Source organism: Reichenbachiella ulvae, from assembly GCF_025833875.1.
GTDB classification, from domain to species: domain Bacteria; phylum Bacteroidota; class Bacteroidia; order Cytophagales; family Cyclobacteriaceae; genus Reichenbachiella; species Reichenbachiella ulvae.
Genome location: NZ_JAOYOD010000001.1, coordinates 2,218,661 through 2,233,795 on the forward strand (window position 1 = coordinate 2,218,661; position 15,135 = coordinate 2,233,795).

Sequence of the window (15,135 nt, forward strand, 5' to 3'; positions counted from 1 at the left end):
AGCAATACAGGCAAGTTTAGAGGAATGAAACTGCCATTTAACAGCTCTAATACCAAACACATACCTCTGACAAGGTCTTTCTCTTCAAATCGGGAACATAAATTTCCTCTTCTGCAAACCCAACCGGGAGCACCAAAAACGCGCGTTCATTATCTGGTCTCTTGAGAATATCAGACAGAAAATTCATAGGACTTGGCGTATGCGTCAGGGTAACCAGGCCTGCATGATGAACAGCCGAAATGAACATACCCGCGGCTATCCCCACCGATTCGTTCACATAGTAGTTGTTTGACTTATTTCCTTCCTCATCTCTTTCAAATACTCTTTTAAAAAGCACCACCAGATAAGGTACTTTTTCTAAAAATGGCTTTTCCCAATCTGTCCCGATTGGCTTCAAGTCATCCAACCATCTATCGCTCATTCTACTCTGATAGCTTTCGTATTCTTCCTTCTCTGCAGCCTTTCTAATTTGACTTTTGATCGCCGGATCCTGTACTACACAAAAAGTCCATGGCTGCTTATGGGCACCAGACGGAGCAGTTGAGGCTGTTTTGATGATATTCTCAAGGATTTCTTTAGGAAAGGGTCGATCCGAAATATCTCTCACACTTCTACGCAAATCATGATAGGCATAGTAAGCCTCACTTCTATTCGTCATCTCAGCCTCGTCAAATCGCTGAGGATCATACCCCACATGTTTGAACCCCTTGATTTCTTTCGTCTTCATATCATTTCACTTTAAATGCCGTCGTATGCTTGTTTTTTGAAAGCACAAACTGGCTTTTGACATGGGCAATATTAGAATTGACTGAAAGCTTGGATAGGATGAATGCCTGAAAGGATTCGATGTCTTTACTCACAATTTTGAGCATATAATCAAAATCCCCTGCGATGTGATAGCATTCTTGCACATCTGGATACAGATTGATTTCTTCAATGAACTTATCCAAATAAGATCGCGTGTGGTTCTTTAGTGAAATGAACACAAAAACCGTCAACTTCTTATCGATTTTTCGCTGATCCAGCAATGCCACATATTGGCGAATCACTCCTTCCCTTTCCAGTCTTTTCATCCTTTCAAAAATCGGGGTGGTTGACAAGCCCATTCGTTCTGCCAGTGCCTTGTTGGTAATCCTTCCCTCCTCTTGCAGGATGTCCAAAATTTTGATATCTACTTCGTCTAATAAAGCCATTTTAGAAAATTAATCTCTCCGTTATAGTTTTTGAATCATTCAAAAGAATAAATGTTTAATTTCAATCAATCACTTGTTACAATATTCTATTTTCAAGTCATAACAAGGAATTAATGAATTTTAAATATAAGTCATTTATACTTTTATTCTTTCATAAAATGGATCGAAGTGAAGGAATTATTAAAACGATTTGAAAAGCAAAGGCCAGAGATAGTTTTTGAATGGCATGACAAAGAAACAGAAGCTGAGGGATGGGTAGTCATCAATTCACTAAGAGGTGGAGCCGCAGGAGGTGGTACCCGAATGAGATTGGGACTCAATCGCAACGAGGTAGAATCCTTAGCCAAAACCATGGAGATCAAATTCACAATATCGGGACCACCAATTGGAGGGGCTAAATCTGGAATCAATTTTGATCCAAAAGATCCAAGAAAAAACGAAGTATTACAGCGCTGGTATGCCGCAGTGGCTCCACTACTCAAAAATTACTATGGCACTGGTGGAGACCTTAACGTAGACGAGATTCATGAAGTGATTCCTATTACTGAAACCAATGGACTTTGGCATCCACAGGAGGGTGTTTTTAATGGGCACTTCCAACCCAGAGAAGCGGATAAAATCAACCGAATCGGCCAGCTCAGACATGGTGTAATCAAAGTAATAGAGGAAGGCGACTACTCCCCTGCTCCTCATCGAAAATACACCATTGCCGACATGATCACAGGCTATGGGGTCGCAGAGAGTGTGGTGCACCACTATGACCTCTGGGGTGGTGAGCTAAAAGGAAAAAGAGTGACGATTCAGGGTTGGGGCAATGTCGGAGCGGCAGCCGCCTATTACCTCAGCTCCCGAGGCGCAAAGATTGTTGGGATCATAGACAAAGAAGGTGGTCTGATTAATGAAACAGGATTTAGCCATGAAGAAATCATAGCGCTTTATCTCAACAAAAAAGGAAACCAATTGAATCACCCTCATCTGATCCCATTTGAAGAAATGGAAAATCGAATCTGGCATCTGGATACAGACATTTTCATCCCAGCGGCAGCCTCACGATTGGTCAATCGCTATCATCTGGATTTGATGCTTAATTCAGGCCTGGAGCTGATCGCGGCTGGTGCCAATGTACCATTTGCAGATCAGGAGATATTTTATGGCCCCATCAGCGAATATGCAGACCAAAAAGTATCAGTCATTCCAGACTTCATAGCCAACTGTGGTATGGCTAGAGTATTTGCCTACTTTATGGAAGGGAAAGCAGACATGTCCGATCAGGCCATTTTTGAAGACACCTCTCGAACGATCAAAAATGCACTCATCAAGGTGCATGAAGAAAATTCGAGCAAAACGGAATTGACTAAAACTGCATTCGAACTTTCATTATCCCAATTAATTCCTCAAACAGAAGAAACCCTAATAGCATGAAAACTCAAGAAATAGAAAAGATCTTTGATGAAGCGGAAGACTTCCTTCCCTTGAATGGCACGGACTTTATAGAATTATATGTGGGCAATGCCAAACAAGCCGCCCATTTCTACCAAACGGCCTTTGGCTTCCAACCTTTGGCCTATTCAGGACTATCCACAGGAGACAAGGAGGCTGAGTCTTATGTATTGGTGCAGGACAAAATACGACTGGTTCTGACATCACCTCTGAAATCTGGAACAGCCATCGGTAAGCACATAGACGATCATGGAGATGGGGTAAAGGCAGTCGCCCTTTGGGTGGATGATGCGACCTACTCATTTGAGCAGACCACAGAAAGAGGTGCCAAGCCCTATATGAATCCAGAAACCAGAAAGGATGCACATGGTGAAATCGTGATTTCCGGGATTCACACTTATGGAGAAACGGTTCACTATTTCGTAGAGCGAAAAAACTATAATGGTACTTTTTTGCCAGGCTATGTCAAATGGGAACCAGAATACCAACCTGAACCCATTGGACTGAAATATGTTGACCATATGGTAGGCAATGTCGGCTGGGGCGAGATGAACCAGTGGGTGGATTTCTATGCAGATGTGATGGGCTTTGCTCAATTGATCTCATTCGATGACAAAGACATCTCTACTGACTATACTGCTCTAATGAGCAAGGTAATGAGCAACGGAAATGGACGCATCAAATTCCCTATCAATGAACCTGCAGAAGGAAAGAAAAAATCACAGATAGAAGAATACCTGGACTTTTATGGCGCCCCTGGCGTTCAGCACATCGCAGTAGCGACCGACAACATCATCGAAACAGTCTCGGCTATGAAAGCCCGAGGGGTAGAGTTCTTGACGGTTCCTGCGACCTATTACGATACGGTTTTGGATCGTGTAGGAGAAATAGATGAGGATCTGGAACCCTTGAAAAAACTCGGAATCCTGATAGATCGGGACGATGAAGGATACCTGCTTCAGATCTTTACCAAACCCATAGAACCCAGACCTACGGTATTCTTTGAGATCATCCAGCGCAAGGGAGCGCAATCCTTTGGAAAAGGAAATTTCAAAGCACTATTTGAGGCAATCGAAAGAGAACAGGAATTGAGGGGAACACTTTAACCCAACAAAAAAAGAGAAGCCCATTGGGCTTCTCTCCTATTTACTAATTTTGAGTAGTTGACCTTAACTATTCATACATCTATGAGGATTCTACTTTCATAAGACACATCTAAAGTAACGCAGCTCATAGACTTTAGCTAAAGCTTTCGCCCAAAGGCCTGAAAAACACGACCAAACAACCATTTCCGTAGCACGAGCCACGTTAAAACAGCTCTAGCTGATCTGGTAGCAAACGGAAGCTCTGACGATGCAAGGGTGTGACTCCATGTTCTTTGATTGCAGCTCGATGGGCTTTGGTAGGATAGCCTGCATTCCCTTCCCAGCCATAGTGCGGATAGGTCTCTGCATACTCTTTCATCAGTTGATCACGATAGGTCTTTGCCAATACAGAGGCTGCTGCGATGGAGTAGTACCTTCCATCTCCTTTGATCATGGGCGTAAATGGGATGTCTTGATAGGGATTGAAACGGTTGCCATCTATCAGGAGTGCTTCTGGTCTCACTTTCAATTGGTCTATGGCGCGATGCATGGCCAAAAAGGAAGCGTTCAGAATATTAATTTCGTCGATCTCCAAATTATCCACGACTCCTATTCCCCAGGCAATGGACGAAGATTTGATCTCGTCAATCAAGGCTTCTCTTTTCTTCGCGGTGAGTTTTTTAGAATCATCCAGAATGGGATGCGTAAAGTCTTTAGGTACAATCACAGCCGCCGCTACGACTGGTCCAGCCAGGCAGCCGCGACCTGCCTCGTCGCATCCCGCTTCCATTAATTTTTCGTCGTGGTAAGATAGTAGTGCCATATCAGGTCTTAAGCTTCATATCCTTAGCTGAAACCATTATTAACTTTCCACTCAAAGTCTGCACTAATACCGATAACGAAGCATCTTCATATTCAATCAACTCGATATTTGTGATCGATTCTTTTATACTTGATTGATAATATCCAAATCCAGAATATACCCTAAAAACACCCGAGCTAAAACCTACGGCAAATGCCTGTTTGTTTCCTGCAGAAATACTAGTCACCCATTTCAACTTTGGCTCTAATTCATATTCTAATGGTTTCGATTGAGCATTTTTCAGGACAAATGCTCCAGCTTCTCCAGCTAATATTAGTCGATTATAATCCCAATTATCATCCAAATCAAAACACGCTCCACTAATTTGGTGTTTCCAGATTAGCTTTCCTTCAAGTGGAACAATTTTGTAAACCACTCCGCTGAGGTCACTTATAAAAAAACTTTGATCTAAACCATCATAGGATACGGCAGTCACAATATCAGAAAGGGATTGTTCATGTATATTTTCACCTGATTCAATATCATAAAAGGCTACCTTTCCTGACTGACTCCCTATAGCTAGCACCCCAAAATCGGCTACTCGAAGCGCAGTAATTTTTTCATTGAAGGGAATTAATAATTTGTTTGTCTCTGCATCTATGTCTACTAAATAAACACCGTCATCACTAGCTACATAAAACGCACTCTGATCAATTGAAAAAACAACTTTATTAATGCCTGACAGATTGGAGATACTAGACTTTACCTTCTTGTTAGACAAGTCAATCCAATCGATCCTATCCTGATAGGCTATGGCAATATGCGATAGATCACGTGACAAAGCAAAATCTCTTGCCTGATCGCCATTCTTGCTTATCAATTCCTGAGAATAGGCATAGTATGACAAAAAACACAATATCGGAATCATCAGCAGCCTATTCATACATGAAATATTTGTTCTTGAATAACTTAACATTTATTCCTAAAGAAAGTGATAGAGACTGAAATGATTTATCTGCATAAAGAACATGATCGGCCTGAATATAACTATACCCTACCTCAGCAAATGTTTGAATAGACTGATGAACATCATAGCAAATCATCGCGCCTACCTTTCCTCCCCAGCTGTTATCCTTATACTCAGTAGGCTCTTCTACTTCTTGTTCTGAAGAAACAATTAATCTATCCATACTCAAGTCATGATTTACCATACCTCCCGAAGCAGAAAAAGAATAATTCAGTTTACTTACCAAAGGGGATTTTACAAAATACCGAATCGATCCATAAACCATGGTAAATCGAGAGGAAGGATTCTTCATCAGATATTCTGCCGAAGCTAAAGTATTCCCAAAATTTATTTGAGTAAACTCCAACCCAACGAATAATTGTTGTAAAGTTTCCACCTCAACCTGAGCACTGTAACCTATCCCGCTAGAATAATTGGCAAATAAGGAAGAAAATCCATCACTAGTTTTTGGACCTACCGGTTTCGCCAAAACTGCCTCAGCACCCAGCAATACTTTACTGTTGATATATTGAGCCTCACAAAGTGTAGAGCCAAGAACCAAAATTATTACTATTTGAATCAGCCTTTTCATTGTTTGGTTAGGTCATATTTCCAGATTTCATTTTCACTTGTAACATAAGCCCAATCCCCATCAATTACGTATCTAACATCACTACCACTGACGGGACCATTTATATACCTAATACTCCAGTCTGTCAGGTCAACAATTTTCCAATTGCCATGGTTATTCAGGATATATAATTCACCATTGTAAATATATCCTTGCAAATCATATGTATCAATTCCACCATAACTGAACCATTTGCTAGTACCGTCCATTTGCAGGTTGATTGGGTCAAAACCTAAAAAGTGCTCATATTGAAAAAGGTAAACTTGTCCATCCCCTACGAAGAACTTTATTGGACTTGATGTGGTAGAATGCGAAGGCCCATTATTCATTTCGTGCCATTCCAAAGTGATCAAATCATAATAATAGTAGGTAGACGGATTAGTTCCCCCAATATCAAACAAAAACAATTTATCATTAGATATAAAACTCGACATCAGATGATTACTGGTTTCTCTAATTCCATCAGGACTATCCAACTGCTCCCACTGATCCTTTAATATATCATACCTGTAAAAATCACCTCCACTGATCAAGTAACCATAATCACCATAACCATTCATTGCTCCTAATTCGCTGGTAGGTAAATCATCTAAAGCTCTGTCATGACCAGTATTGAGATCCACTTCCAGAAACATATTATCTACTCCATTACTTGAAAACGAAGTATACAGCTTGTCATTACTAACAAAAAAATTAGGACGTACATGACAAAGGGATTTATCAAAGAGCTGACAGTTTTCGGTATCTGTTAATTTGATCCATGCATTATCCACCTCAAAAAACACTTCTTCTGATCTCTGACCTTGTACTTCCATCATGATCCTATGAGTTCCATTTTCCAAAAAGGGTAGCCTTAGTCCGTAATAGGTATAATTGAGATGATTATGATTAACCTCAAATTGAACTCCGTCTATATAGATCTTCCTTAATTGCGCGTTTAGGCCCTGACCAGTAATCACATAGTATTCAAAAGATTGTAACACACCTATCGGGTCTATTACAGGTTTAGGCGCCTGATAAAAGTTCTCTATCTTTTGCCAAAAGTTACATGATGTAAATTCCAAACTATAATTACCATCAGCACTAATGGCATCATACGGAAGACTAAATATCAATTCCCATGTTGTATCATCAAGCGCTTTCCAGGAAGGCCATGTTTGTCGATTGTTTAATAATAATTGATACGAAGAAGCACTAGAGAAATCGTTAATCTCCATAGAAAAATAGACACCAAATTGTGCATTTCCATTTTTCAACACCTTTATTTCACTACTGAGAGTGGTGTTTCTTAAATTGATATAAGTCTTTCTTTTGATTGTTTCCCCTTTGAGTTCAACCTTCATGTTGAAATCTTTACATTGATCCCTTGGAACCTCAACAACGATATATTCAGCTTCTTGCTCTATCATTGGAAAAGTAGCCGATTCCAACCAAACCTCAAGAAATTCATTATCGAGATATTGGCCTTTTAAGGTGATTTTCTCCCCAGGCCCAACCTCTTTGTTCAACAAACTTGTAGTAATCATTGGCGCAAGCACTTTCAGGTTTCCAGACTCCACTTCTTTAGGACCCACCTTTACTTTGAGTACCCCTTCTAAATGATCTGCATAACCTCCTAGTTCAACCACTATTTTTTCAGTACTTCTGGCAGATTGGTATATCAACTCATCCCCTACATAAACCTCCGTCTTACCAGGATGAAACCCCTCACCTTCTATCTCAAAAGTATAACCCGCATATACCTCTCTCTGGTTCACCTTGGTTATCACAGGACCTTTAATATCAAATCCATTAAAACCATCTGATTCAATGTTGTATTTAGAAACTTTGATCGGAAGTTCTCCTGAGTTGAAATACTGGTTATCTATATATAGGATAGGAACTACCGTCTGAATAGTTGAGTCAGTTTGTGATAAAACAGGGGCTTTGGTATTGCCAAAAAATAACGCAACTGCCTCCGGATCTTTCCCGAAATCAGTCCCATGAATCATTACCGTATCTCTAAAGAATGCCTTCTTAGGCTCAACATCTAAAATTTCCGGTGGTGTAGAACCTAAACTTAAAAATTGACGCGCATTGCTGTAAAACACATTGGACTTGGTCTTAACAAACAATCGAACCTGATAAGTTGAGTCCTTGGCGAGAGTATTGATTTCAAACGAAACCTTCTCTCTGAACTCTGCCGGTTTTAAACTATCAATGATCGCATTAGCAAGGGAAGGCAACTCTTCATCAAAAGACCAAACAGCACCAAAGGACAAAATATCTTCGTGAGACACATTACTAATCTTCCCTTCGACCAAAACCCCATCCTCATCTAAATTGGAGATTTCTTGAAGAAGTAGAATTGGAATTTCCGGTTCAGTTTCTTCACATGAAAGGTTAATCCCTATTAAGAAAAGTAACATCCAAATGAATAGATACTCCCTGAAATGAAAGTTGGTTTTCAATTTAATAGCATTGTTTGAATTGCAAGATAAAAATTGATCTAACAAGTTCAATGAGATTATGAGCAAAATGGCAAACCATATTTTTGATACTGGACAACCGTAACACCCTGCACTCAACATTCAACTCCCCACTTTGGAACAATAAATACTACCGAAGAGTAATTCTTTTCACTTGCAAAGACGCTCACAAGAAGATACTTTTATCAATGACTCTTATCAGCAGTAGACTGAGATTAATTAACCATCACTACATGCCCAACAAAGAAATCGAAACCTTTTACCCAAAAAACCAAACAGAGTGGAGAAACTGGTTAGAAGAGCACCACCAATCTGCGCAATCAATTTGGGTGGTGTTTTACAAAACGTCCACAAACATCCCATCAATCACCTGGAGCGATGCTGTGGATGAAGCCCTGTGCTTTGGATGGATCGATAGTACCAAAAAAACCATCGATGAAGAAAGCTACATGCAATACTTCAGCAAAAGAAAACCCAACAGTAATTGGTCTAAGATCAACAAGAAAAAGATAGAGTACCTCATCCAAAACAATCTAATGGCTGATGCAGGACTGGAAAGCATCAAGGTGGCCAAAGAGAATGGTTCCTGGACTTTTTTGGACCCTATCGAAGCGCTCGAAGTGCCCGAGGATTTAGAAGATGCCCTGTTGAACAATCAGAACGCGATGGCATACTATGAGGGCCTCAGCAAGTCCGTCAAAAAGATCCTGCTGCACTGGGTCTACTCCGCCAAAAGACCAGAGACCAGACAAAAGAGAATTACTGAAATCGCTGAGTGCGCTAGTGAAAGTCTCGTGCCCAAACCCTTTAGGTAAGTAAAACGCTTCAATTCAGAAGCGCTGGGCACGAAAAAAACATCGTCACTCCAAGTGAGAAAATCAGAATGATTATCCTGAGATACGATGAGGAGCCCCATGTTCTGATAGTAGAAAGGAAGACTACTGGCTCCCGACTCTGGTCTATCCCTTTGCTATCAATAACTGCTGGCTTGTAGCTTTTCGGAAAGCTCATCCAGGTATTTGGCGCTTTTCTTATCCACCTGATCGCTCTGGTGCAGCCAAAGTCGAAAAGTAGTAAAGGACCATTGCAGTTTCAGTGGTTGACTATCCATCAGCTGCTCCAGCTGTGTGAGTGAATCTGGGGTTTTGTCTCCCGACAAGTAGGAGTTGCAGACCATCAGGTAAAGCGCAATCGCCCTGTAGCCATTAGAGATTTCGTCGTTGCCCAGGCCCTTCGTCTGCTGTACAGCCCGACAGTTGTCACTCGACTCTTCATATTGCCCCTGCATGGTCAGTAGCTCTGCCAGATTCAGGTAATTGCCCGGGCGATTGTCCTTTTTCAGGGCTATTTTGTAATAGACTATGGCCGAATCATATTGCTGCAATCGAAAGTATGTCCCTCCGATGCGTTGATTCACATAGGCTTTGTTGTCATATTGCTGATACTTTTTTAGGAAATAGATGGCTTGTTCGTGGTGTGGGAGTGAATGGTTGCCATTTTCATCTTTCATATCTCTCAGATCATTGGCCTGATAGAAATACACCTCAGGCTTCAGGTAGCCCTCCTCTATGGCCTCAGCGATCAGCACCCTGGCATCATCAAACTGCATGCTGCGATTGTAGGCAGCCAGCAGGTACTGGTAGACATTGGGGTCTTCAAAGTATGCTATGGCATCCTGAAGATAAGCGATGATCACATTGTAATCTGGTTCTGGTTGTTGAAAGTCATCCTCCGCCTTCCTCAGATAAGTGTCCAAAAACGAATCTCTGATCTCTTCGCTACTGGGATACTCGCTGAACAATTCGTAATAGATATCTATTGCCTTGTCATAGCTACCGGTATGGTTGTAAGCCGAGGCGAGGTATATTAACTCATCGTAGCTCCTTAGGTTGGCTTTTTCCAGATATTCGATGGCCTCTTCATATTGTTCTTGAAAATAAAGAATGCGTCCGACACTATAGAGATACGCTTTATTTTCGGGATCTAATTTTATGGCCTTTTCATAGGCTTCCAAGGCTTTCTTGTTGTTGCCCATCGCAAAATAAGAATCTGCTAACCCACTCCAGGCTAGCTCATCTTTGGGATCGATCTCCGTGGCTTTAGTATAGACAGGAATCGACTGCTCGACTTGTCGGTTGGCTACCAGAGCATTGGCCAACTGGCGATTTATCTCCGCATCTCTGCCATATTCTGTTATTGCCTTTTGGGCTATCGCCACTGCAGAGCTGTAAGCCTCCGCTTCCATGTATTGCTCATATTCTTGTTTGTAATGCTTCAGACTCCATTTTTTATTGATTTCTTCTACATTCCACTGACCCCCATCGGTCAGTATCAGCCCCAAACTGTTCTCTATATGACTGGCAATGATTGACTCTACATCCTGATTCAGATTCAAGCTGAGTGGAACCAGCGAAACTTCAGTTTGCTCATTTTCGGCAGGACCAAAAAACAATTTGGCCTTTAGCGTGAGGTTCAATGCCTCGTCCAGCGAGTATTCACATTGAATCAAAGCATTCAACTGATGGTCTAAAATTAACTTTACCGGATCGAAAGGCTTGAATTGGCAAGCGGATAGTTCGTCATACTTTTTAAAGCGCATTTTTGTATTGTCCTGCAATCGCTGGCTCACTACATAATTGACCTGATCCAGGGTCTTTTGATAAAACTTGTTAGACTTTGCATCGCTTGAACTACTGGCTACCACGCCGATTACTTTCACGGTTTGTGCTGCCTTCGATTTCTTTTCCTTTTCTAATACCGCTATCTTCTTTTGTATATCCTTGGACAGTTCGTGCACCACCATCAATACATCCTCTAGCTTACCCGTTTTGGGACTCAAATAGGTCTGATCTACGATAATGTCTGTAGTACTCCCTACTCGCACTATGGAGGTTTTGATAAAAAAATCGTAGGTCGTGACGAAAAATTCTCCTCTGATTACATAATCATAGCGAAGGGTATCATAGCTATAACTATAGCTATTTTGCATACGATTGCCACTGGATTGATCGCAGCGATAGAGGCCGCCCAGGCTGATGCTGTTTTTAAGTCCCAGTGTGATGGTCTCCCCCAGTATTCTCGTCTGATCGCTCTGCTGCCTGGGACTGACAAATGACTCTACGAGAATTTTTGCCTTGGACGCTTCCTGTGCCTGAATCTCTACGGAGCATAAAATCAGTACGACAGCTACTATTAGCCAGTAATCCTTTTTCATTGTTTTGGTCTTATTGGTTTAACAATACTCCTATTTCCTGTGCCAGTTTAGCCACGATTTCGTCATATTTAGAGGAGTCAAAAGGCTCATCCGTAAAGCTAATATTCGCTTCGTTTTTGAGCATTATCATGATTTTGACATTTTCTTGATCCGCGACCGCCTGTGGGTGTATGTATACATTCCATTCTTCGGCATCCACCTTGCTGATGTAGAGGTAATAGCTCCGGTTGAGTGCCTGATCGAGTTGATTGATGAACTTGTCATGAAAACTAGATAGATAAAAAAACGTCATTCCATCAACTCCTTTGAGTTCAATTTCATGCAATTGCACACTTTCCTTTAGATCAGCATTTCTTTTCAGGTAGTTCAACTCCTCCAATAGGCGATTGATCCATTTATTCAACTCCTGAAGCTGTCCTCCCTTCATCTCGCCCCCTGGAAGCAATTGTATACTTGAGCTCAAAAAAGGTTGATATAGCTCTTTGCCCTTCCTCTGGTCTTCTACTTTTAAAGCTATCACGGCCTCATTGCCTTTATATTTGAGGACCCCTGTTACGACAAAGCGCACATTATATTTATTAAGAGTATCTGTTTTGGGGAAGAAACTTTGTTTCCATAGGTTGTATTTCTGGAAGCTACTCAGCACTCCTTCGGCCACCGCTTGCTCCATCCTGTCATCCACGATGGACTTAATATCGTCGCAGGAGCTGCATTGCGATTTTTTATATTCCTTTTCGAGCGAAACAAAAAGAAGCGGATGAGTCTGGGCCATCAATTGATCAACACCCAAATGGCAAAACATGAAAACCCAAAACAAGCATATGATAAAGTATCGGTTCATGGTTGGAGATTATTTAGTGATGTTGGCTGCTCGTTGGGATATAAAGGCATAATCTTCAGTTTCATCACATACATGAATAAAATCTTCTAAGGCTTCACTCACCTTCAGTTTCTCATCTGCATCGACCAGCTTGAGTGTCTCTATCAGCAGCAGGTAATAAGTCACGGCATCTATATTGGCATCATCCGCATCTTCTTTGGACAATTCTATAGACGAAACTTGAAGAAAACCCTTGAGAATCCGGTTCAGCACACGTTCGCGCAGCTTACTTTCTTCCAGATTGTAATAGATATCAGCTATGGTCTGGATCAGAATCTCCACAAACTCCGGATCTCCACCCTTTCTTCCTTCCTCCTCCAGACTAAAGAGTAGAATGGGTATGGCATCCTTACCATAGTAGTTCAAGGTAAGTATGGCCTGGTTCTTCTCACTTTCATCGCCGGTGCTCAATTGCCCCATGGCTTTGAGCACCACACCATCCAAGCGAAACTCCATTTCTTGCTGTCGCTGCTGTACCAGCTCGTTGATCGGTATCACCAATCCCCATATGCCGCCAATTACCGAAACCAGCGTTAAAATCACCTTGGAAGAATTTTGAGCCCACACGGCAATACTTCTTTTCGGAGCTTGTGGTTCTTTCTCTGGCTTTTGTGCCTCTAGTAACTCCAGCTCGACCTTCAGCTTTTCAATTTCGAGTTTGGCCTTTTCTTCTTGCAAATCACTCATTGTTCGTGGCTTGGTTTAAGAAAAGATAGGAAACAATCAGTTTCATGATCTGGTACAGGTTTAACGGTTTGGTGTTTCAAGATATATATCAACCCGCTCATTCGCAATACTATAGAGAGGAATTACGCTCAACAGCTCAACATTGCTACACTAAGAACAAGCACAATTTGATTCTTCGACATAGTTGGAGAGTGGCACAATTGCCACTTCCTACTCCAATGCCCTGGCGTTTGGACAATACAGACATTCTTACTTCTATCTATACCAAAAGTCCCAAAACCCTACCTTCTCATTTCCATTTTCACTTACCTTTACTCCTGATTAAAAACAACCTGTCGAGCTCCCATGGACACCGAAATTCTCGCGCGGATTCAGTTCGCATTCACCGTTGCCTTTCACTACATCTACCCTCCTCTCAGTATAGGACTGGGCCTGATCCTGGTCATATTCGAGAGTCTCTACATTCGCACCAAAAACAAGGAATACCATCAGCTGGCCAAGTTCTGGACCAAGATTTTTGCCCTGACATTCGGTATCGGGGTAGTCACAGGTATCGTGATGGAATTTGAGTTCGGCACCAACTGGGCTGTGTACTCCCGCTATGTCGGCGATATCTTCGGAAGTGCACTTGCAGCAGAGGGGATTTTCGCCTTTGCCTTAGAAAGTGGCTTTCTGGGTGTGTTACTCTTTGGTTGGAACCGTGTCAAACCCTGGGTGCATCTGGTCTCGACCATCGGTGTTTTCTTCGGCTCGATGTTTTCTGCGATCTGGATCGTAGTAGCCAACAGCTGGCAGCAAACACCCTCTGGTTATCACATCGTAGGCGAGGGACTGCATGCCCGTGCTGAGATCACAGACTTTTGGGCCATGGTATTCAACCCATCCAGTGTCGATAGATTGCTGCATGTGTGGTTGGGTGCTTTTCTTGCAGGTTCGTTTTTGGTATTGAGCGTCCATGCCTACTACCTGCTCCGCGGGAGATACGAAGATATTTCGAGACGCGCCTTTCGTATAGCCCTGATAGTAGCTACTGTATTTTCCCTGGGTCAGCTGATGACGGGACACCGATCTGCTGATGGAGTGGCCGTCAACCAGCCAGCTAAGCTAGCAGCACTAGAGGGACACTTTGAAGCCAAGGCCCCTGCTGACATGTACCTGTTCGGCTGGGTCGACAAGGAAACCCAACAAGTCACAGGCGTCAAAATACCCGGAGGACTCTCTTTCTTGCTGCATTACGATTTTGAAGAACCTGTCACTGGACTCAATGCTTTCCCAGAGGATGAAAGACCTCCACAGGTCAATGCCGTCTTTCAATTTTACCACATCATGGTTGCCATCGGCATGACTTTGATTGGACTTACTTTATTGGCGTGCTTCTTTTGGTGGAGAGGAAAACTCTTTGATCAACGCTGGTTGCTCTGGGCTTTTGTCTGGGCCGTATTCTTACCGCAGATCGCGAATCAGGTCGGTTGGTTTGCGGCAGAAATGGGCCGTCAGCCCTGGGTGGTATATGGACTCCTGCGCACATCCGATGCCTTTTCTCAATCTGTGACCGCCAATCAGATCCTCTTTTCATTGATTCTCTTTTTTATGGTATATGCGCTGCTCTTTGTGCTTTTCATTTACCTGCTGAACAAGAAAATCAAAAACGGCCCCTACAACGAAGAGGAGACCGAGGATCGACCCTTGACTCACGAAATCGCAAACGTACTGACCCCAAAACAATAAG

Annotated in this window: 13 protein-coding genes; 4 read left to right on the forward strand and 9 right to left on the reverse strand. The window is 42.2% G+C overall.

All coding sequences use genetic code 11. The annotated features are described in order from the left end of the window. Positions 1–46 precede the first annotated feature (46 nt). Positions 47–727, reverse strand: a complete 681-nt coding sequence (locus tag N7U62_RS08675) for a nitroreductase family protein (RefSeq protein ID WP_264137563.1) — start codon at positions 725–727, stop codon at positions 47–49. A gap of 1 nt (position 728) precedes the next feature. Further along, on the reverse strand, positions 729–1,193 hold the full coding sequence (locus N7U62_RS08680; protein ID WP_264137565.1) for an Lrp/AsnC family transcriptional regulator: 465 nt from the start codon (positions 1,191–1,193) through the stop codon (positions 729–731). A 168-nt stretch (positions 1,194–1,361) separates the two neighbouring features. Here N7U62_RS08680 and N7U62_RS08685 point away from each other — a divergent pair, with 168 nt between their 5' ends. Together N7U62_RS08685 and hppD are read left to right on the forward strand one after the other, a co-directional pair. After that, the gene (locus N7U62_RS08685) at positions 1,362–2,615 is read left to right on the forward strand and encodes a Glu/Leu/Phe/Val dehydrogenase dimerization domain-containing protein (protein WP_264137567.1); all 1,254 of its coding nucleotides are present in this window, start codon (positions 1,362–1,364) and stop codon (positions 2,613–2,615) included. Continuing rightward, positions 2,612–3,739 carry a 4-hydroxyphenylpyruvate dioxygenase gene (hppD, locus tag N7U62_RS08690; RefSeq protein WP_264137568.1) on the forward strand — a complete coding sequence of 376 codons (1,128 nt, stop codon included), beginning with the start codon at positions 2,612–2,614 and terminating at the stop codon, positions 3,737–3,739. Before N7U62_RS08685 ends, hppD begins: the two co-directional genes overlap by 4 nt. 202 nt (positions 3,740–3,941) lie before the next feature. Here hppD and rnhB read toward each other — a convergent pair whose 3' ends face one another. From rnhB to N7U62_RS08710, 4 genes are read right to left on the reverse strand one after another with little or no spacing between them, the layout of a single operon-like run. Further along, positions 3,942–4,541, reverse strand: coding sequence for a ribonuclease HII (rnhB, locus tag N7U62_RS08695; RefSeq protein ID WP_264137570.1), 600 nt, complete (start codon positions 4,539–4,541; stop codon positions 3,942–3,944). 1 nt (position 4,542) lies between these two features. Beyond that, a complete protein-coding gene (locus N7U62_RS08700; protein WP_264137571.1) occupies positions 4,543–5,463 on the reverse strand; it encodes a WD40 repeat domain-containing protein in 921 nt (306 codons plus the stop codon). Further along, positions 5,456–6,118: a hypothetical protein gene (locus N7U62_RS08705; RefSeq protein ID WP_264137573.1), complete on the reverse strand. Its 663-nt coding sequence runs from the start codon at positions 6,116–6,118 to the stop codon at positions 5,456–5,458. Before N7U62_RS08705 ends, N7U62_RS08700 begins: the two co-directional genes overlap by 8 nt. Continuing rightward, the gene (locus tag N7U62_RS08710; RefSeq protein WP_264137575.1) at positions 6,115–8,607 is read right to left on the reverse strand and encodes an IPT/TIG domain-containing protein; all 2,493 of its coding nucleotides are present in this window, start codon (positions 8,605–8,607) and stop codon (positions 6,115–6,117) included. Before N7U62_RS08710 ends, N7U62_RS08705 begins: the two co-directional genes overlap by 4 nt. A gap of 251 nt (positions 8,608–8,858) precedes the next feature. Between N7U62_RS08710 and N7U62_RS08715 the strand changes: the two genes are divergently transcribed. Beyond that, entirely contained in the window at positions 8,859–9,440 is a 582-nt protein-coding gene (locus N7U62_RS08715; protein WP_264137576.1) for a YdeI/OmpD-associated family protein, read from the forward strand. Between the two features lie 158 nt (positions 9,441–9,598). Here N7U62_RS08715 and N7U62_RS08720 read toward each other — a convergent pair whose 3' ends face one another. Genes N7U62_RS08720 through N7U62_RS08730 form a run of 3 tightly spaced genes read right to left on the reverse strand, consistent with a single transcriptional unit; the run spans position 9,599 to position 13,406 of the window. Beyond that, entirely contained in the window at positions 9,599–11,839 is a 2,241-nt protein-coding gene (locus N7U62_RS08720) for a tetratricopeptide repeat protein (RefSeq protein ID WP_264137578.1), read from the reverse strand. Positions 11,840–11,849: 10 nt separating this feature from the next. Further along, a complete protein-coding gene (locus N7U62_RS08725) occupies positions 11,850–12,680 on the reverse strand; it encodes a hypothetical protein (RefSeq protein WP_264137579.1) in 831 nt (276 codons plus the stop codon). A gap of 9 nt (positions 12,681–12,689) precedes the next feature. Next, positions 12,690–13,406, reverse strand: coding sequence for a hypothetical protein (locus N7U62_RS08730; RefSeq protein ID WP_264137580.1), 717 nt, complete (start codon positions 13,404–13,406; stop codon positions 12,690–12,692). A 345-nt stretch (positions 13,407–13,751) separates the two neighbouring features. On the opposite strand from N7U62_RS08730, the gene N7U62_RS08735 reads away from it, so the two are divergent. Next, positions 13,752–15,134 (forward strand): cytochrome ubiquinol oxidase subunit I, encoded by a 1,383-nt coding sequence (locus N7U62_RS08735; protein WP_264137581.1) that lies wholly within the window; start codon positions 13,752–13,754, stop codon positions 15,132–15,134. Position 15,135: the final 1 nt, after the last annotated feature.

Bases quoted from the DNA above. Each gene is read 5' to 3' on its own strand.
- N7U62_RS08720 (WP_264137578.1), bottom strand. From the start codon at position 11,839: ATGAAAAAGGATTACTGGCTAATAGTAGCTGTCGTACTGATTTTATGC.
- N7U62_RS08715 (WP_264137576.1), top strand. From the start codon at position 8,859: ATGCCCAACAAAGAAATCGAAACCTTTTACCCAAAAAACCAAACAGAG.
- N7U62_RS08735 (WP_264137581.1), top strand. From the start codon at position 13,752: ATGGACACCGAAATTCTCGCGCGGATTCAGTTCGCATTCACCGTTGCC.
- rnhB (WP_264137570.1), bottom strand. From the start codon at position 4,541: ATGGCACTACTATCTTACCACGACGAAAAATTAATGGAAGCGGGATGC.
- N7U62_RS08680 (WP_264137565.1), bottom strand. From the start codon at position 1,193: ATGGCTTTATTAGACGAAGTAGATATCAAAATTTTGGACATCCTGCAA.
- N7U62_RS08700 (WP_264137571.1), bottom strand. From the start codon at position 5,463: ATGAATAGGCTGCTGATGATTCCGATATTGTGTTTTTTGTCATACTAT.
- N7U62_RS08725 (WP_264137579.1), bottom strand. From the start codon at position 12,680: ATGAACCGATACTTTATCATATGCTTGTTTTGGGTTTTCATGTTTTGC.
- hppD (WP_264137568.1), top strand. From the start codon at position 2,612: ATGAAAACTCAAGAAATAGAAAAGATCTTTGATGAAGCGGAAGACTTC.
- N7U62_RS08675 (WP_264137563.1), bottom strand. From the start codon at position 727: ATGAAGACGAAAGAAATCAAGGGGTTCAAACATGTGGGGTATGATCCT.
- N7U62_RS08730 (WP_264137580.1), bottom strand. From the start codon at position 13,406: ATGAGTGATTTGCAAGAAGAAAAGGCCAAACTCGAAATTGAAAAGCTG.
- N7U62_RS08705 (WP_264137573.1), bottom strand. From the start codon at position 6,118: ATGAAAAGGCTGATTCAAATAGTAATAATTTTGGTTCTTGGCTCTACA.